This window comes from Pseudomonas brassicacearum subsp. brassicacearum, from assembly GCF_008801605.1.
Classification (GTDB): domain Bacteria; phylum Pseudomonadota; class Gammaproteobacteria; order Pseudomonadales; family Pseudomonadaceae; genus Aquipseudomonas; species Aquipseudomonas brassicacearum.
In genome coordinates, this window is the sequence record NZ_VZPJ01000003.1 from 306,368 (window position 1) to 323,685 (window position 17,318).

General features: G+C 62.1%; 14 protein-coding genes. 8 read left to right on the top strand and 6 right to left on the bottom strand.

What is annotated here, in order from left to right; genetic code table 11:
• From F7R20_RS09910 to F7R20_RS09935, 5 genes are all read left to right on the top strand, one after another.
• Complete coding sequence (locus F7R20_RS09910) at positions 1–1,137, top strand: mannuronate-specific alginate lyase (RefSeq protein ID WP_003205322.1); 1,137 nt, start codon at positions 1–3, stop codon at positions 1,135–1,137.
• A 194-nt stretch (positions 1,138–1,331) separates the two neighbouring features.
• Positions 1,332–2,897 carry an MBOAT family O-acyltransferase gene (locus F7R20_RS09915; protein ID WP_003205323.1) on the top strand — a complete coding sequence of 522 codons (1,566 nt, stop codon included), beginning with the start codon at positions 1,332–1,334 and terminating at the stop codon, positions 2,895–2,897.
• Between the two features lie 11 nt (positions 2,898–2,908).
• Positions 2,909–4,084: an alginate O-acetyltransferase gene (locus tag F7R20_RS09920; RefSeq protein WP_003205324.1), complete on the top strand. Its 1,176-nt coding sequence runs from the start codon at positions 2,909–2,911 to the stop codon at positions 4,082–4,084.
• Between the two features lie 14 nt (positions 4,085–4,098).
• Entirely contained in the window at positions 4,099–4,764 is a 666-nt protein-coding gene (locus F7R20_RS09925; RefSeq protein WP_003205325.1) for an alginate O-acetyltransferase AlgF, read from the top strand.
• A 217-nt stretch (positions 4,765–4,981) separates the two neighbouring features.
• On the top strand, positions 4,982–6,433 hold the full coding sequence (locus F7R20_RS09935; protein WP_013694167.1) for a mannose-1-phosphate guanylyltransferase/mannose-6-phosphate isomerase: 1,452 nt from the start codon (positions 4,982–4,984) through the stop codon (positions 6,431–6,433).
• 71 nt (positions 6,434–6,504) lie between these two features.
• Here F7R20_RS09935 and F7R20_RS09940 read toward each other — a convergent pair whose 3' ends face one another.
• Positions 6,505–9,222 carry an RHS repeat domain-containing protein gene (locus F7R20_RS09940; protein WP_003205327.1) on the bottom strand — a complete coding sequence of 906 codons (2,718 nt, stop codon included), beginning with the start codon at positions 9,220–9,222 and terminating at the stop codon, positions 6,505–6,507.
• A gap of 168 nt (positions 9,223–9,390) precedes the next feature.
• On the opposite strand from F7R20_RS09940, the gene F7R20_RS09945 reads away from it, so the two are divergent.
• Positions 9,391–9,855, top strand: coding sequence for a hypothetical protein (locus tag F7R20_RS09945; RefSeq protein ID WP_003205328.1), 465 nt, complete (start codon positions 9,391–9,393; stop codon positions 9,853–9,855).
• A 36-nt stretch (positions 9,856–9,891) separates the two neighbouring features.
• The gene (locus F7R20_RS09950) at positions 9,892–10,716 is read left to right on the top strand and encodes an SDR family oxidoreductase (RefSeq protein WP_003205329.1); all 825 of its coding nucleotides are present in this window, start codon (positions 9,892–9,894) and stop codon (positions 10,714–10,716) included.
• A 118-nt stretch (positions 10,717–10,834) separates the two neighbouring features.
• On the opposite strand, the gene F7R20_RS09960 is transcribed toward F7R20_RS09950, so the two are convergent.
• From F7R20_RS09960 to F7R20_RS09975, 4 genes are read right to left on the bottom strand one after another with little or no spacing between them, the layout of a single operon-like run.
• Positions 10,835–11,698 carry an efflux RND transporter periplasmic adaptor subunit gene (locus tag F7R20_RS09960; RefSeq protein ID WP_003205330.1) on the bottom strand — a complete coding sequence of 288 codons (864 nt, stop codon included), beginning with the start codon at positions 11,696–11,698 and terminating at the stop codon, positions 10,835–10,837.
• Between the two features lie 10 nt (positions 11,699–11,708).
• Positions 11,709–11,909, bottom strand: a complete 201-nt coding sequence (locus F7R20_RS09965) for a DUF1656 domain-containing protein (RefSeq protein WP_003205331.1) — start codon at positions 11,907–11,909, stop codon at positions 11,709–11,711.
• Positions 11,899–14,103, bottom strand: coding sequence for an FUSC family protein (locus F7R20_RS09970; protein WP_003205332.1), 2,205 nt, complete (start codon positions 14,101–14,103; stop codon positions 11,899–11,901). The genes F7R20_RS09965 and F7R20_RS09970 overlap by 11 nt, the downstream gene beginning before the upstream one ends.
• 14 nt (positions 14,104–14,117) lie before the next feature.
• Positions 14,118–15,590, bottom strand: coding sequence for an efflux transporter outer membrane subunit (locus tag F7R20_RS09975; RefSeq protein WP_003205333.1), 1,473 nt, complete (start codon positions 15,588–15,590; stop codon positions 14,118–14,120).
• Positions 15,591–15,934: 344 nt separating this feature from the next.
• Here F7R20_RS09975 and F7R20_RS09980 point away from each other — a divergent pair, with 344 nt between their 5' ends.
• The gene (locus tag F7R20_RS09980; RefSeq protein ID WP_003205334.1) at positions 15,935–16,903 is read left to right on the top strand and encodes a LysR family transcriptional regulator; all 969 of its coding nucleotides are present in this window, start codon (positions 15,935–15,937) and stop codon (positions 16,901–16,903) included.
• Between the two features lie 27 nt (positions 16,904–16,930).
• On the opposite strand, the gene F7R20_RS09985 is transcribed toward F7R20_RS09980, so the two are convergent.
• Positions 16,931–17,188 carry a hypothetical protein gene (locus tag F7R20_RS09985; RefSeq protein ID WP_003205335.1) on the bottom strand — a complete coding sequence of 86 codons (258 nt, stop codon included), beginning with the start codon at positions 17,186–17,188 and terminating at the stop codon, positions 16,931–16,933.
• Positions 17,189–17,318: the final 130 nt, after the last annotated feature.

Sequence of the window (17,318 nt, forward strand, 5' to 3'; positions counted from 1 at the left end):
ATGACCAGTACCACGCGCACCCGAACGTTGAAAACGCTGCTGGCGCCTTCCCTGCTGACCCTGGCGATGTTCGCCGGGGCCACGCAGGCGGCGGCCCCGCTGCGCCCGCCACAGGGTTACTTCGCCCCGATCGAAAAGGTCAAGGCCGGCGAAGCGGCCCAAGGCTGCGACGCCACACCGACGCCCTACACCGGCTCCCTGCAATTTCGCAGCAAGTACGAGGGCTCCGACAAGGCCCGTGCGACCCTGAACGTGCAATCGGAAAAAGCCTTCCGCGACAGCACCGCCGACATCACCAAGATCGAGCGTGGCGTCAGCAAGCAAGTGATGCAATTCATGCGTGACGGCCGTCCCGAACAATTGGAATGCACCCTCAACTGGCTGACCGCGTGGGCCCAGGCCGATGCGCTGATGTCCAAGGACTTCAACCACACCGGCAAGTCCATGCGCAAATGGGCACTGGGTAGCATGGCTTCGGCCTATGTGCGCCTGAAGTTTTCCGAGTCCCGCCCACTGGCCAATCACCCGGAGCAGGCGCAACTGATCGAAGGCTGGTTCAGCCGGATGGCCGATCAGGTGGTCAGCGACTGGGACAACCTGCCGCTGGACAAGACCAACAACCACTCCTACTGGGCCGCCTGGTCGGTGATGGCCACCTCCGTGGCAACCAACCGCCGCGACCTGTTCGATTGGGCCGTCAAGGAATACAAGGTCGGCGTCAACCAGGTCGATGCCGACGGTTTCCTGCCCAACGAACTCAAGCGCAAGCAACGCGCCCTGTCCTACCACAACTATGCCCTGCCGCCACTGGCGATGATCGCCAGTTTCGCCCAGGTCAATGGTGTGGACCTGCGCCAGGAAAACAACGGCGCCCTCAAGCGCTTGGGTGACCGGGTGCTGGCCGGGGTCGAAGACCCAGACATCTTCGAAGAGAAGAACGGCGACAAGCAGGACATGAAGGACCTGAAGGTCGACTCGAAATTCGCCTGGCTCGAACCGTTCTGCAGCCTCTACACCTGCAGCGAGGATGTGCTGGAGCGCAAGCATGAGATGCAACCGTTCAAGACCTTCCGCCTCGGCGGTGACTTGACCCGGGTGTACGACCCTTCGCGGGAGAAAGGCGAAAAAGGAAGCTGATTCACCGCTGATCGTTCCCACGCTCTGCGTGGGAATGCAGCCCGGGACGCTCTGCGTCCCACAAAGCCGAACGCGGAGCGTCCGTAGAGGCATTCCCACGCAGAGCGTGGGAACGATCATCACCCCTCTTTTTCATTGGGGGGGTTTGGGGGGGCTCTGGCCCTTGACTGTTGATTCAACATGGAGAGATCGGGATGGTATTTTCATCCAATGTGTTCCTGTTTCTGTTCTTGCCGATCTTTCTCGGCTTGTACTACTTAAGCGGGCAACGCTATCGCAACCTGCTGCTGCTGATCGCCAGCTACGTGTTCTATGCCTGGTGGCGGGTGGACTTCCTGGCGCTGTTCGCCGGCGTCACCCTGTGGAACTACTGGATCGGCCTGAAAGTTGGCGCCGCCGGTGTGCGCACCAAACCGGCCCAGCGTTGGCTGTTGCTCGGCGTGGCGGTGGACTTGTGCATCCTGGGTTACTTCAAGTACGCCAACTTCGGCGTGGACAGCCTCAACGCGATCATGACCAGCTTCGGTCTCGAACCGTTCATCCTGACCCACGTGCTGTTGCCGATCGGGATCTCGTTCTACATCTTCGAGTCCATCAGCTACATCATCGACGTCTATCGCGGTGACACCCCGGCGACCCGCAACCTGATCGACTTCGCGGCGTTCGTGGCGATTTTCCCGCACCTGATCGCCGGCCCCGTGTTGCGTTTCCGCGACCTGGCCGACCAGTTCAACAACCGTACCCACACGCTGGACAAGTTCTCCGAAGGCTGCACGCGCTTCATGCAGGGCTTCATCAAGAAAGTGTTCATCGCCGACACCCTGGCGGTGGTGGCCGACCATTGCTTCGCCTTGCAGAACCCGACCACGGGCGATGCCTGGCTCGGCGCCCTGGCCTATACCGCGCAGCTGTACTTCGACTTCTCCGGCTACAGCGACATGGCCATCGGCCTGGGCCTGATGATGGGTTTCCGCTTCATGGAAAACTTCAAGCAGCCCTACATCAGCCAGTCGATCACCGAGTTCTGGCGTCGCTGGCACATCAGCCTGTCCACCTGGCTGCGCGACTACCTCTACATCACCCTGGGCGGTAACCGCAAAGGCACGCTGATGACCTATCGCAACCTGTTCCTGACCATGCTGCTCGGTGGTCTGTGGCACGGCGCGAACTTCACCTACATCATCTGGGGTGCCTGGCACGGCATGTGGCTGGCCATCGAAAAAGCCGTGGGCATCAACACCACGCCACGCAGCATCAACCCGATCCGCTGGGCGCTGACCTTCCTGCTGGTGGTGATGGGCTGGGTGATTTTCCGCTCCGAGAACCTGCACGTGGCCGGTCGCATGTACAGCGCCATGTTCAGCTTCGGCGACTGGTCGCTGTCGGAACTGACCCGCGCCAACCTCACCGGCCTGCAGATCGCCACGCTGGTGGTGGCCTATATCACCCTCGCCTTCTTCGGCCTGCGGGACTTCTACACCAACCGTCCGCCGGTCAAGACCAAGCCTGAGGTCAATACCGAGGCCAACGGCCCGGCCACCGCACAACCGGGAATGATCAAGGCCGTACCGGGTGACAACCCATCGACGATCCATGAACCAGGCTACACCGTGGGTGTCGAAGCCCAGGTGCAACCGGCCTACTGGACCGTGGACTGGTCACGCTACGTGATGCGCGCCCTGGTGCTGCTGCTGTTCATCGCCTCGATTCTCAAACTCTCGGCGCAAAGCTTCTCGCCGTTCCTTTACTTCCAGTTCTGAGGGATCTGAACATGACCCGCTCATTACGCATCTTTTACATCGCACTGTTCATGCTGATCCTGACAGCATTGGGCCTGTGGTCGATGCGCAGTTTCTTCGGCTTCAGCACCAACCCGGACGCCACCGTGCTCAACGGGCGCTGGGCCAAGGCCGTGGAAACGCACTACGACGACGAGTTCCCGATCAAGCGCCTGGGCACCAACATCTGGGCTGCGCTGGACTACAAGCTGTTCAACGAAGGCCGCAAAGGCGTGGTCCTGGGCCGCGACCAGTGGCTGTACAGCGACGAAGAGTTCAACCCGATCGTCAACGAAGAGCTGAACCTGCAAGGCAACTACGCGCTGGTCGAAGGCGTGCGCCAGAAGCTCAAGGAACAAGGCGTGACCCTGGTCATGGCGATCGTGCCGGCCAAGGCGCGGCTGTACCCCGAGCACCTGGGTGACGTGAAGCCATCGAGCATTCACGCCAACCTCTACCAGGATTTCCACGCTCGCGTGGCGGCCGACAAGATCCTCGCGCCGGACCTGCTCGGCCCGCTGCAACAGGCCAAGCAAGGCGGCCAGCAAGTGTTCCTGCGCACCGACACCCACTGGACTCCGGAAGGTGCCCAGGTCGCTGCCGAGAACCTGGCCAAGGCCATTGCCGAACGCGCACCGCTCAACGGTGAGCCACAACGCTTCGTCACGGAACCTGCGGAGAAAATCACCCACAAGGGTGACCTGCGCCAGTTCCTGCCCCTGGACCCGCTGTTCGAAAACCTGATGCCAGCCCAGGAGCCGCTGGTCAAGCGCAACACCCGCGAAGCCGACGACCAGCCGGCTGGCGACGACGCGCTGTTCGCCGACGCCCAGGTGCCCGTGGCCCTGATCGGCACCAGCTACAGCGCCAACCCCAACTGGAACTTCGTCGGTGCACTCAAGCAAGCCCTGCACAGCGACGTCGTCAACTACGCCGAAGACGGCCATGGCCCGATTCTGCCGATGCTCAGCTACCTCAAGAGCGACGCCTTCAAGAACAGCCCGCCACAGGTGCTGATCTGGGAGTTCCCTGAACGCTATCTGCCCGTGAACAACGAAATCGGCGACGCCGACCCACAGTGGGTCGCAGAGCTCAAGCAAGCCGGCGCGCGCCAACAGAACGTAGCCGCCAACACCCCATCCGAGACGCCCGACCGGGCGCAAAACTGAAAGAGAGGTCCACCATGACTTTCAACACTACTCCTCGCCGTCTCGCTGCTCGCTCCTTCAAGGCCGTTGCCCTGGTCGCCAGCATGAGCGCCCTCTCACTGTCCGCCTTTGCCGGTGACGCGGCCCTGTACGGCCCGACCGCACCAAAAGGCTCGAGCTTCGTGCGGGTGTACAACGCCGCCAACGCCGAAGTCAGCGCAACCGTCGGCAGCACCAACATCAGCGACGTAGCTCCCTTGGCCAGCAGCGACTTCAGCTTCATGCCCGGTGGCGACTACAGCGCCAAGGTCGGCAGCCAGACCGTGCCGGTGAAACTGGCTTCCGATCACTATTACACCCTGGTCAACAACGCCAGCGGCCAGCCGCAACTGATCGAAGAGCCTCCGTTCAAGAACAAGCAGAAGTCCCTGGTCCGCGTACAGAACCTGAGCGACAAGGCACTGACCCTCAAGACCGCCGACGGCAAGACCGAAGTGGTGCCGAACGTGGCCGCCAAGGGCCGTGGCGAGCGTGAAATCAACCCGGTGAAAGTGTCCCTGGCGCTGTTCGAAGGCGACAAGAAAGTCGGCGACCTCAAGCCCGTGGCCCTGGAGCGCGGTGAAGCAGCCGTGCTGTACGTCACCGGTTCAGGCAGCAGCCTGTCGCCAGTGTGGGTCAAACGCCCAGTGTCGACCCGCTGATGAATTCACCTGATTGACGTTGTACCCCTGTGGGAGCGGGCTTGCTCGCGAATACGGTCTCACATTCAACATTGATGTTGGTTGAAGCACCACTTTCGCGAGCAAGCCCGCTCCCACCCTGAATCGGGGTGTCAGTCGGGTACGGAACAAGAACAAGAGAGTGAAACGACAGAACGCAGTAGCTCTAACAACCATTTCGCTTCAAGGAGTAACAAACATGATTCCGGTGATCTTGTCAGGTGGTAGTGGCTCACGTCTTTGGCCGCTTTCGCGCAAGCAATTCCCTAAACAGTTCCTGGCCCTGACCGGTGAACACACCCTGTTCCAGCAGACCCTCGAGCGCCTGGTGTTCGAAGGCATGGACACGCCAATCGTGGTCTGCAACAAAGACCACCGCTTCATCGTCAACGAACAGTTGACCAACCGTAAGCTCGAAGCCCAGCGCATCCTGATGGAACCGTTCGGGCGCAACACCGCACCGGCCGTGGCGTTGACCGCGATGATGCTGGTCAACGAAGGCCGCGACGAGCTGATGCTGGTGCTGCCTGCCGACCACGTGCTGGAAGACCAGAAAGCCCTGCAACGCGCCCTGGCCCTGGCCACCGTGGCCGCCGAGCGTGGCGAAATGGTGCTGTTCGGCGTACCGGCCACCAAGCCGGAAACCGGCTACGGCTACATCAAATCGACCAACGACGCGCTGCTGCCTGAAGGCGTGAGCCGCGTTTCGCACTTCGTCGAGAAACCCGACGTCAAGCGCGCCACAGAGTTCGTCGAGGCCGGCGGTTACTTCTGGAACAGCGGCATGTTCCTGTTCCGCGCCAGCCGTTTCCTCGAAGAGCTGAAAAAGCACGATCCGGACATCTACGACACCTGCCTGCTGACCCTGGAGCGCAGTGAGCAGACGGCCGACACCATCACGTTCGACGAAGCCACCTTCGCCTGCTGCCCGGACAACTCCATCGACTACGCCGTGATGGAAAAAACCCAGCGCGCCTGCGTGGTGCCACTGTCGGCGGGTTGGAGCGATGTCGGCTGCTGGTCGTCGCTGTGGGAAGTCAATCCCAAGGATGCCAACGGCAACGTCACCAAAGGCGACGTGGTCGTCCAGGACAGCCGCAACTGCATGATCCACGGCAACGGCAAGCTGGTGTCGGTAATCGGCCTGGACAACATCGTGGTGGTCGAAACCAAGGACGCCATGATGATCGCCCACAAGGACAAGGTCCAAGGCGTCAAGCAGATGGTCAACACCCTCAACGCACAGGGCCGCAGCGAGACCCAGAACCACTGCGAGGTCTATCGTCCGTGGGGTTCCTATGACTCGGTGGACATGGGCGGTCGTTTCCAGGTCAAGCACATCTCGGTCAAGCCGGGCGCGTGCCTGTCGCTGCAGATGCACCACCACCGCGCCGAACACTGGATCGTGGTCAGCGGCACCGCCGAAGTGACCTGCGACGAGAACGTGTTCCTGCTCTGCGAAAACCAGTCGACCTACATCCCGATCGCGTCGGTCCACCGCCTGCGCAACCCGGGCAAGATCCCACTGGAAATCATCGAAGTGCAGTCCGGCAGCTACCTGGGCGAAGACGACATCGAGCGTTTCGAAGACATCTACGGTCGCTCCACCCCGATCGAACGCGGCGTGTCGGTGAAGACCATCGCGCAGTAACGATCAGCAGAACAAGAAGCCCCCATCCAACCCACTGCGTCCCCTATCCGCAGCGGGCTGGTGGGGGCTTTTTATTGATTGACCACTCTCTTGGCATCAAACTTTTCGGCAATCCTGGCAGAGCGCGGATTGACAGCGTCCGTTCTGATTTTTCTGATATCCGCTCCCTTCGAAATCGCCTTGATTGCGCGCACCGTCAAGAATGTACCCACTCCCTTCAGAATCGGCAGTCGCGCCACTGAGGTGGCCTCTGCCAGCGCCTCTTTTTTCAACGTTCCGTCACCCTGGGTTTCAGGATGGACGACCACTTGCACAACATCCACTTCCGTTTTTCCCTCGGAAGTAAACATGTTCAGTTCAGCCAGACCATAAATGTGCCGCTCCTCGGGCGATTTCAACTTGTCGGATTTTTTCATGACTGCGAAAAAGCGCCGCTCAACGACGAAGTCAGGGTGTCTGTGCAAAGCGTCCGGATCGTTCGGCTCGTCCACAAATACGTCATTGGCACTGCGCAACATATAACCGGAAATGCTTGCCCCCAGACCGAAGTTTGAAGGCTGCCCAACGACCTTCGAACGCGCTGTTTCGCTGGAGAGGGTTTTATAGCGTTGCTTGTAGCGTTGAAGATTCTGTCTGACCTCATCTCCTCCCACCAGATAGTCATTGAATGCACCGACCTCCACTACTTTGAAGTCGTTCACTTCACTGTACTTTCCCGTGGCTTGCTTAAACACGCTAACCCGGCTCGTAAGCGCTGCCCCTGCGAGCTTGAGTCGATTCTTCACGCCCATTTCAATTTCGTACTTTCCAGTCTTGTTAAGCCCGTCGGCGTCCCGAAAAGTCAGCGGGTTATTGCTCACCATCGCGTAGAGGTTCAGCCCATCGATATCTCCCGCGGGGTCTGGATTGAGCCAGCGCTGCAAGCCAGGCATGTAGTAGCGATAGCCGTAGTAATAGAACCCCGTCGCATCCCTTTCCTTCCCCGAATAACGAACCGTCTTGTAACTGGCCTCGACCCCGTCAGCCCCCGCCAGGTACGCGGTCTCGCCGAAGGGATAGAAGTGCTCCCGGCTGATGATTCGCCCGTCCTGGCCAAGCTCCAGGCTGGTCGAACCCAAATGGTCGGCAAAACTGTATCGATAGAGGTCATTGGCCCCCGCAGGTGGTGGGCTTTCCCAGTGCAATATCCGGACGCTGTTGAGCCCACCCTGGGCGGTGATGACCTGGAGTGACTCTCCGGTGCTGCTGTCGGCACGCAGCTCCAGGCCCGGCAAATAACGCACCTCGGCGGCCAAGCTACGGGCGCCGGTTTGCAGCGTTCGCAGCTTGCGCACACGTTGCCCACCGCCGTCGTAGGCATACACTTCACTGTCGTCAAGCCCCGAGTCGCGTTCAATGGACGTGACCGAACTCAACTGGTTGCGCGAGTCCCAGACCAGGAACCGTCCCGCGTACAGTTCCAAGCAGTTGCCCCGCGCATCGAACGCCGCAGCGATTTCGTCCTCCGTGGGCGGAACACCATTGCGGTACGGAAGGCAGCGATTGCTATAGCGAGCCGCTTGGGTTTCCCGACCATGGTTTTGTGCCCCGACGTGAACCAGCGTCAACAGATTGCCGCCTTCGTCGTAGCGGTAGGTCTGCTGGTAATTGCTGACCGCCGCCGGGCCGTTCTGCCTCAGCGAGTCGGGCCCCTGGTTTGCAGAGCCCGCCTCCCAACCGGTGGCTTTGATCAGTTGATAGAGACTGTCGTAGACAAAGCGGCTGATCGGGTCGATGCGCTGGTTGGCAAAGTAGCGGACCGCCAGGGCTGCGTCCTCGATGCTCAACACGTTGCCCATCGGGTCATAAACGTAGCGCAAGTGTTGCTGTACCTGGCCGGAACGCAGGGCTTGGCGCTCCGCCAGGCGCCCGTCCTCAGGGCTGTAGATAAGGGTGGTTTTCACGCCGTTGCCGGCTATTTCTCCCTCGATCTGTCCAAGGGCATCGTAGCGAATATCACTCACCAGCGTCTGCCAATCGCCCTGCCCCGCCAATAGCAGTTGGCTGCCGGACAGCCGGCCATCGAGCGTAAGGCGTTGGCGTTGGCGATTTCCCCGGGCGTCGACTCGCTCCAGCTCATCGCTCAGCGGGCCGACGCGCCACGTCGAAACGGCACCGCTTCCAGGTTCAAGGAGTTGTTCGCGATCGGGTTCCGGCTCCGGCCAATCGGGCAAAGCCGCATCGAGGATGTAACGGCGGTCCTGCATGAGGTTTTGCCCGGTCAAGGCAAACGACGCCAGTAACAACGTACCCGTCGTGTCGTCGTGACGGATCAGTTGGCCATACTGATTTTGGTTCTGATCGCCCTGGCCCGGATATCCGTAGGTCATGCGCTCGGTACACCGACGCGGCATTCCACCACCTTGCTCGAACACCGCCACGGGGCGAAGCGATTCGTCATAGAGCACATCGCGCAGTGTCCCTCGACTGTCCCAGCCCAGCAGTCCTTCCTCGGCGAGCCCCGGCAGATCGGTCTGCCGGCCGGCATCGACGCTGTCCGTGCGCAGGGTGACGCCGGACAACGAATAAATCGCCGAAAGGTTGCTGGGGGCCAATTCGTCACGGTCCTGCATGGCCCACAACCGCGGATCCCACTGTTTCACCGCGCGGCCGGCGAGGTCAAAGAGGCTGCGGTTGATACGCCGCTGCGCCGGGCCGTTCTCCAGGCTGCGGCAGTATTCGACCGAACGAACCGGCCTGCTTCGCGAGTCGACGGCTATCAACGTCGGCGTTCGATAATCCATGCCCATCTGTAGGAATCCCGTGTAGTGCCAGGGTATCGCGGCCCATCTAACCAACGGGTCTGCAAGGCTGCCAACTGTCAGATATGACAGTGACGACCGACGGTGCAGGATCGGTGAATATCCATCGCCCGCTCCCTTCGGTAGGATGTGGCAACGGGAACGGAGGCTTCCACCATGCTTATCGGCGTCTTGCTGGTCATCACCTGGCTCATCCTGCTGTTGCGCTACCCGGCCAGGGCCTTGCCGGTTTCCCTGGCGGCGTTCATCGGGCTGGGACTGGTCGCTGCGTGGGTGCTCTGGCAGGAAAACCGCGAGACCCGGCAATTGGAGCGCCTGGAAATGCGCATCACCTATTCCCCCGGGCAATGCCCCGCCGACCGACCGCTGTCGCTGAACCTGAAAAACACCAATGACGTGCCACTGATCGAACTGCGCTGGCGGGTCGCGGCCTATGCGCCTGGCGACACCATCAACCTGGCCGACACCCCCTACGACGCACCGCGCTACCGAGGCCCCGGCCAATTGCAGGCCGGCGCTGACTGGCAAGACTGCCTGCCGCTGCCGCCCCTGCGTCCGGGTTATCGCCCGCAGACCCTGGAGTTTCGCGCCGAGCGATTGCACGGTAGTTTTTCCAACTGATTGCTCTCCCCCCACTTTTTGCACAAGGAATGCGCCATGCCTGTTGCGCTGATTACCGGATGTTCCAGCGGCATTGGCCGCGCCCTCGCCGACGCCTTCAAGACTGCGGGTTATCAGGTCTGGGCCACGGCGCGCAAGGTTGAAGACGTAGCGACACTCAGCGCTGCCGGGTTCACCGCCGTGCAACTGGACGTCAACGACGGCCAGGCCCTGGAACAACTCAACGAACGGATCAACCAGCAGCATGGCGGCCTGGATGTGCTGGTCAACAATGCTGGCTACGGCGCCATGGGCCCGTTGCTGGACGGTGGCGTGCCGGCCATGCAGCGTCAGTTCGAAACCAACGTGTTCGCCATCGTCGGGGTCACCCGGGCGCTGTTCCCGGTGTTGCGCCGGGCCAAGGGGCTGGTGGTGAACATCGGCAGCGTTTCCGGGGTACTGGTCACGCCGTTTGCCGGAGCCTACTGCGCCTCGAAGGCGGCGGTGCATGCCTTGAGCGATGCCTTGCGCATGGAGCTGGCGCCGTTCGGCATCCGCGTGATGGAGGTCCAACCCGGCGCCATCGCCTCCAGCTTCGCCAAGAATGCCGGCCATGAAGCCGAACAACTGATCAGCGAACAATCGCCCTGGTGGCCTCTGCGCGACGGCATCCGCGCCCGGGCCAAGGCCTCCCAGGACAACCCGACCCCGGCCCCCGAATTCGCCGCCGCGCTGCTCAAGGCGGTTCAACAACCCAAGCCACCCCGCTTGCTGCGTCTGGGCAATGGCAGCCGGGCATTGCCATTGATGGCCGGCTTGCTGCCCAAGGGGTTGCTGGAAAAAGGGTTGATGAAGCGGTTTGGGTTGGGTGGGTCGCTTTGATAAATAGCGGCCACCCCGAAAACTGTGGGAGCGAGCCTGCTCGCGAAGACACCGGCACAGTCAACATCTTTGCAAACTGACCCACCGCTTTCGCGAGCAAGCTCGCTCCCACAAGGGGTCAGCGCTTGTCGTGGGGTTCTACCACCACCGTGCAAGTCATCCCCGCCGCCAGCAGCACCCCGTCGGGCACTTCGTCCAGATGAATGCGCACCGGCACCCGCTGGGCCAGGCGAACCCAGTTGAAGGTCGGGTTCACGTCGGCGATCAGTTCGCGGCTTTCGGGGTTGTCCCGGTCGTAGATGCCGCGGGAGATGCTTTCCACATGCCCCTTGAGCATCTCACCGCTCATCAACTGCAACTGCGCTGAATCGCCGACCCGCACCTTGGGCAATTTGGTCTCTTCGAAGAAGCCGTAGACCCAGAACGAATTCATGTCCACCACGGCCATCTTCGCCTCGCCGATGCGGGCGTAGTCGCCACGGTGCACGTTGAGGTTGGTGACGTAGCCATCCACCGCCGCGCGGACTTCGGTGCGCGACAGGTTCAGCTCCGCGGCTTCCAATTGCGCCTGGGCCTGCTGATAATCGGCCAGGGCCGAGTCGGCGATGTTGCTGGCGTCGTCGCGGTTTTCCCGGGAGATCACCAGGCTATCCAGGTCGGCACGCCGATGGGCGTTGACCTTGCGCATCTCCCAAGTGGCCTTGCGTGACGCCACCAGGGAGCGAGCCTGCTTCACGGCGATGCGGTAATGCTCAGGATCGATGCGCATCAATAGGTCGCCCTTTTTCACCGATTGGTTGTCGCGCACCGGCACTTCGACCACCTCGCCGCTGACATCGGCGGCCACATTGATGATATCGGCCCGCACCCGGCCATCGCGAGTCCAGGGCTCGTTCATGTAATGGACCCACAACGTACGGCCGATCCACAGCGCCAGGGCCAGAACCAACAGCGTCGCCAGCAGGCTGAAAAACTTTCTCATCGCATCGATCTCAACGGTAGACCGTCAGCGCCAGCGCGCCGAACAGACAGGTAAACAGACTCAGGCGCAGCAACGCCGGGTGCCAGAAGAAGCGGTACAGGTCCAGCCCCGACAGGAAGCGGTCCAAGGCCCAGGCCAGGCCGGCAGCGATGAAAAACATCAAGGTCATGGTGGGCATGTATACGCCATGGAAGGCGATCTCACGGGGCATGTTCAAGTTCCTGGGGAAGCGGTGTGGCGTGCGGCATGGCATAGCCGGCCAAGGGCGATTGCGGGTCGAGCAACGAGGTGCGGATGAAATGCAGATAGCTTTTCACCCGGCGCAGGGCCGAGGTGTCGAAATGCGGGGCGAAGGGTTCGTCGGTGGCCTGCACGCGGCCGATGGCGTGGTCCACCGCCACCAGGGCACGCTCCAGATTGCTCTGGCTCGGTTGGCGGAACAGCCGCACCAGCGCCCGCCCCATCACCCGAATCGCCTGGCGCCACGGCTGGCTTTCGGCATACGCCGGATGCACCGGCAGGATCGCCTGTTCCTTGCGCAGCTCGATAATCGCGTGGCCGACCTCCAGCACCACGAACATCCAGCGCAGCAAGTCCCGTTGCACCCGAGGCTGCCCCGCTGCCAGCCCGTAGGCCTGGTGCAGCAAGTCGCGGGTACCACTTTCGAAGCTCGATGCCAGGCCCTTGAGCTTGCCACTGATGGCAAACACCACTTGCTCGCGCAAATCCTGTTCGAGCCGGCGCCACAACCAGCGGCTGTTGGGCGGCAGAATGATTGCCCCGGCCGCGGCACACACCAGCATGCCGAGGATCATCGCGATGTAATCGTTGATGAAGGCGTAGGGGTTGTAGACCGTCAGGTTGTCCGGCACCGAACCGGTGCTGAAAAAGATCAGCAGCCCCAGCCCGACCCCGGCGTATTTCGGCCGCGAGCTGAGGAACGAACCGAGCATGATCACCGGCGCCAGCATCACGCAGAGCAAAGGGAAGCCGTCGATCAACGGGAAGATGAAGAACATCTCGACAAAGCCGATCAACGCCCCGAACAACGTGCCGCAGGCCATCTGGAAAGCCATGCGCTTGGGGTTCGGCGTCGCGGCCGACAAGCCCACGGTGGCGGCGGCGATCATCGTCATGGTCGCGCCGCTCGGCCAGGCCGTGGCGACCCAGTAACTCCCCAGCACCAACAGGATGAAGGCGGCGCGAACACCCGATGCCGTAGCGGCCAGCCAGTTGGTCTGCGGCACGAACGGTTCGTCCCAGCGCTCACGTTCGTGGCTATGATCGGCCAGGGAGGCGTGGGTCAAGGCATAGCCGTGCAAGTCGTCGACGAATCGATAAAGCAGCTCGTAGGCAGTATGGAAATCCAGTTGCTGCCCATCACTGGGCGCCGTTTCCTGGAACAACGCCCGCAGCCGCCGCACCTGGGCCGGCAGCTCGGCCTTGTACTCGGCCAGCGCCGCCGCCAGACGGGCCGCATCGGCATCGGTCAGGGCGCGGCCACTGAAACCGTCGAGCAGCTCGGCCAACGTTTGCAAGCCCGGCTTGATGGCATTGACCACGTGATCCGCCGCACTGCTGCGCAAGCGCTCCAGCAATTGGTGCAAAGCGTTAAAGCGGGTGGTGATACCCATGAATTCGCTGTTCAAGCGACTGAGCCGGCCGTTGCGTCGACGCATGTGCGGGTCTTCGAAAACGGTCACGCTGCGCAGGCTTTCCAGGCCCACCGCCTCGGCAATGAAGCCCACGTTGCGCGCTTCGAATGCCTCCCGCTTGCTGCGCCCACGCAGGCCATCGGTAACAAACAGGGCAAATACCCCAAAGCGCTGGTACAAGGCATTGCGCATGGCGGCACTGGCGGTTTGCGGCAGGATCGCGGCACTGACCAGGGTGGCGCAGAGAATCCCCAGGGAAATCTCCAGCACCCGCCAGACCGCCGCCATGAACGCGCCTTCCGGATGGGCAAGGGCCGGCAGGCCGATCATCGCCGCGGTGTAGCCGGCCAGCACAAAACCATAGGCCCGGAAGTTGCGATAACGCGCTGCCCCTGCCGAACAGAGACCAACCCAGACCGCCAGGCACGCGAGGAACGGCTCGGTGTTCTGGGCAAACAAGGCGATCAGCGCCACCATCACCGCCGAACCGGCCAGGGTGCCGAGGAAGCGGTAGAAACTCTTGGCGAACACCTGCCCGCTCTGGGGCTGCATGACGATGAACACGGTGATCATGGCCGTGCGCGGTTGCGGCAACTCCAGGCGCATCGCCAGCCACAAGGTCAGGAACGCGGCAAACAGGACCTTGAAGATATAGACCCAGGTCACCCCGTCGCTGCGGGCCCAGTCGAAGAAACCCCGGCGCCATTCAAGACGGTACAGCCAGCGTGCGGGGGCAAGTAAAGACGTCACAGGGGAAATATGGCTCACCGTACGTGGCCCAAGTCAGGACTGTCGTTGCCGGCCTCAAGCCCGCCCCCCAACGCCGTCACTAGGTCGGCATGGGCACTCAGGCGCGCCGCCTGCACTTGCTGTTGCACCTGTTGCTGCTTGAACAACAGGCTTTGGGCGTTGAGCACGTTGAGGTAATCGGTAAGCCCACGCTGGAACGCCACCATTGCGATGTCGTAGGTGCGCTGGGCTGCGGCCACCGATTCGGCGGCGAAGGCCTGCTGCTTGTCCATGGATTGGCGGCGGATCAACTGATCGGAAATGCCCTTGAGGGCGTTCACCAGTGTCTGGTTGTAGTGCGCCACGGCGATGTCATAACCCGCCGCCGCCTCGCCCAATTGCGAACGCAAGCGCCCGCCGTCGAAGATCGGCAACGTGATCGCCGGCCCGACGTTGTAGGTGAGCTTCTTGCCCGTCAAGAACTCCAGCGCCCCACCACCGGTGGCCATGTAGCCAAGGCTACCCACCAGGTCGACGTTGGGATAAAACCCGGCCCGGGCCACATCGATGCCCCGGGCCTGGGCCGCCACTTGCCAACGCCCGGCAACCACATCCGGACGTTGGCCGAGCAGTTCGGCGGGCAAGGCCGACGGCAGCTTCAACGGCGCGCCGAGGGCCAGGGTCGGGCGTTGCAGTTGCGTGCCCTCTCCCGGTCCCTTGCCGGCCAGGGCCGCCAACTGATTGCGGCTCAAGGCGATGGCTTCGTCCAGGGCGTCGAGTTGGCGGTGGGTCTCGGGCAGTGGTGCCTGGGCCTGGCTGACTTCGAAATGGGTGCCGATGCCGCCGTCCAGGCGCTTGTGCGCCAGGTCGAGAATCTGCTCTTGTTGGTGGAGGGTCGCGGCGACGATATCGCGCTGGGCGTAGTGCAGCGAAAACTGGATGTAGGCGCGCACGATGTTGCTCTGCAGTTCCAGTTGCGCCTGGCGCGCCTCAGCGACACTGGCATGGGCCAGGTCAACCGCCCGTTCGCTGGCATTGCGCTCGCGGCCCCACAGGTCCAGGGCGTAGCTCAAGCCCAGGGCGGCATTGTTGTCCCAGGTCGTGGTGTCGGCCAGTTCGCCCGGGCCATAGAACTGATCGGTGGGCCAGTTATGGCGCTTGAGGGTCGCCTCGCCATTGATCTGCAGCGACTCGGCGGCTTCGGCAACACCGGCCATGGCCTTGGCCTGGCGCACCCGCGCGGCGGCCATGGCCAGGCTCGGGCTGTCCTGCATGGCCAGATCGACCCAGCGATCCAACTGCTGATCGCCATAGGCTTGCCACCATCGGCGGGTGGGCCAGTGGGCGTCGCGAGCCGCCTCGCGGATGGCGGCATCGGTAGCCAGTTGGTTGGCAGGCAGGACCTGGCTTTGCGGCCCTATCCCGCCTGTCCCGATGCAACCGCTGATGGTTAATGTCAGAACCCAAACACTGAGAGTCTTCAGCTCTCTGCTGATGCAACGCGGCACTTGCGCAAAATTCCTGAGATGGAGCATGACGACGAGGATGGCTGCCTGTTAACGCAAAACTTGTGAGAGCGAGCCTTTGTGGGAGCCGAGCTTGCTCGCGATGGGGACGACACGGTTTAACAGCAGGACCGCGTCATCGTTCATCGCGAGCAAGCTCGGCTCCCACAAGGGCTCCCACAGGAATCAGTGACCCAGGATTGACGGTAATTCTAGGCATCGCCCTACCCGGCGATAAGCCGATCTTTCTGTGAATCTTTGTTACCGTTAACGCGATAATCCATTAGTCGGGTCCCGCTGCTCTGTAACTTCGTGTCACAATTTGCCACCTCCCAAGAGAGCCCTCCATGGACACCTTGCAAAACATGCGCGCGTTCAGTTGTGTTGCCGAAGCTGGCAGTTTCACCGCCGCCGCCGCGCAACTGGACACCACCACGGCCAACATCTCGCGCGCAGTTTCCAACCTGGAAGCCCATCTGCAAACCCGCCTGCTCAACCGCACCACTCGCCGCATTGCCCTGACCGAGGCGGGTAAACGCTACTTGTTGCGTTGCGAGCAGATCCTGGCTTATGTCGAAGAAGCCGAAGCCGAGGCCAGCGACGCCCATGCGCGACCGGCCGGGCAGTTGAAGGTCCACACGATGACCGGTATCGGCCAGCATTTCGTGATCGACGCCATCGCCCGTTACCGCAAGACCCATCCGGATGTGACCTTCGACCTGACCCTGGCCAACCGCGTGCCGGACATCCTCGACGAGGGCTACGACGTCTCAATCGTGCTCGCCAGCGAGTTGCCGGATTCGGGCTTCGTCTCCCAGCGCCTGGGGATCACCTACAGCATCGTCTGCGCATCACCCGCCTACGTGAAAGCCAGCGGCTGCCCGCAAAAACCCGGCGACCTGCTCAACCACGCCTGCCTGCGCCTGGTCAGCCCGGTCATTCCGCTGGAAAAATGGGTGTTCGACGGCCCGGAAGGCCAGGAGATGGTCACCATCAACAGCTCACCGTTCCTGGTGAATTCGGCCGATGCGATGAAAACCGCGATCACCAGCGGCATGGGCGTGGGGGTATTGCCGGTGTACGCGGCCATCGAAGGCTTGCGCAACGGCACGTTGGTGCGGGTCATGCCCAACTACCGCTCCCAGGAACTGAACCTCTACGCCATCTATCCGTCGCGCCAATACCTGGATGCGAAGATCAAGACCTGGGTCGAGTACCTGCGAGGCTCGTTGCCGGAAATCCTCGCGGCGCACCAGTCTGAGCTGGCGGCTTACGAATTGAGTGGAAGCCTGGCAGGCGCACGGGTCGCGAACTGAAGTCGCCCCCGTGCGTGAAGGATGATGTCAGCGCTTGCCCATCGAACGACGCGTGCCGGGAGGCGCGGCACCCGGGGTCTTGGTATGGCCATTCTTCGCGCCGTTCTTGTACCACGGCTGCTGGCCGGCGCCCTTGGCCGCAGCCAGTTCACCGGGTTTGAACGGGAATTTGAAGGCTGGGATCGCCGCCTTGGCGTCCTCGGCGCTGGAAACATCGCTGTCGGACAAGTCGGCCTGTTCGCCGCCGGGGAGTTCATCCGCAGGCGAAAGTGTCGGGGAAGTCATGTAAGGCTCCGGGTCATGCATGCAAGTCGGGCCCGAAGGGCGAGCCGCGAAAGGCGGCAGTATACCTGCCCGATATCACAGCGCGCAGGGCAGTTTCATCTGGCACAACCATTCATCCGACAGCAAGCCA

Coding starts and splice junctions, on each gene's coding strand:
- F7R20_RS09985 (WP_003205335.1), bottom strand. CDS start 17,188: ATGACTTCCCCGACACTTTCGCCTGCGGATGAACTCCCCGGCGGCGAA.
- F7R20_RS09950 (WP_003205329.1), top strand. CDS start 9,892: ATGCCTGTTGCGCTGATTACCGGATGTTCCAGCGGCATTGGCCGCGCC.
- F7R20_RS09925 (WP_003205325.1), top strand. CDS start 4,099: ATGACTTTCAACACTACTCCTCGCCGTCTCGCTGCTCGCTCCTTCAAG.
- F7R20_RS09960 (WP_003205330.1), bottom strand. CDS start 11,698: ATGAGAAAGTTTTTCAGCCTGCTGGCGACGCTGTTGGTTCTGGCCCTG.
- F7R20_RS09910 (WP_003205322.1), top strand. CDS start 1: ATGACCAGTACCACGCGCACCCGAACGTTGAAAACGCTGCTGGCGCCT.
- F7R20_RS09965 (WP_003205331.1), bottom strand. CDS start 11,909: ATGCCCCGTGAGATCGCCTTCCATGGCGTATACATGCCCACCATGACC.
- F7R20_RS09915 (WP_003205323.1), top strand. CDS start 1,332: ATGGTATTTTCATCCAATGTGTTCCTGTTTCTGTTCTTGCCGATCTTT.
- F7R20_RS09940 (WP_003205327.1), bottom strand. CDS start 9,222: ATGGGCATGGATTATCGAACGCCGACGTTGATAGCCGTCGACTCGCGA.
- F7R20_RS09920 (WP_003205324.1), top strand. CDS start 2,909: ATGACCCGCTCATTACGCATCTTTTACATCGCACTGTTCATGCTGATC.
- F7R20_RS09980 (WP_003205334.1), top strand. CDS start 15,935: ATGGACACCTTGCAAAACATGCGCGCGTTCAGTTGTGTTGCCGAAGCT.
- F7R20_RS09945 (WP_003205328.1), top strand. CDS start 9,391: ATGCTTATCGGCGTCTTGCTGGTCATCACCTGGCTCATCCTGCTGTTG.
- F7R20_RS09935 (WP_013694167.1), top strand. CDS start 4,982: ATGATTCCGGTGATCTTGTCAGGTGGTAGTGGCTCACGTCTTTGGCCG.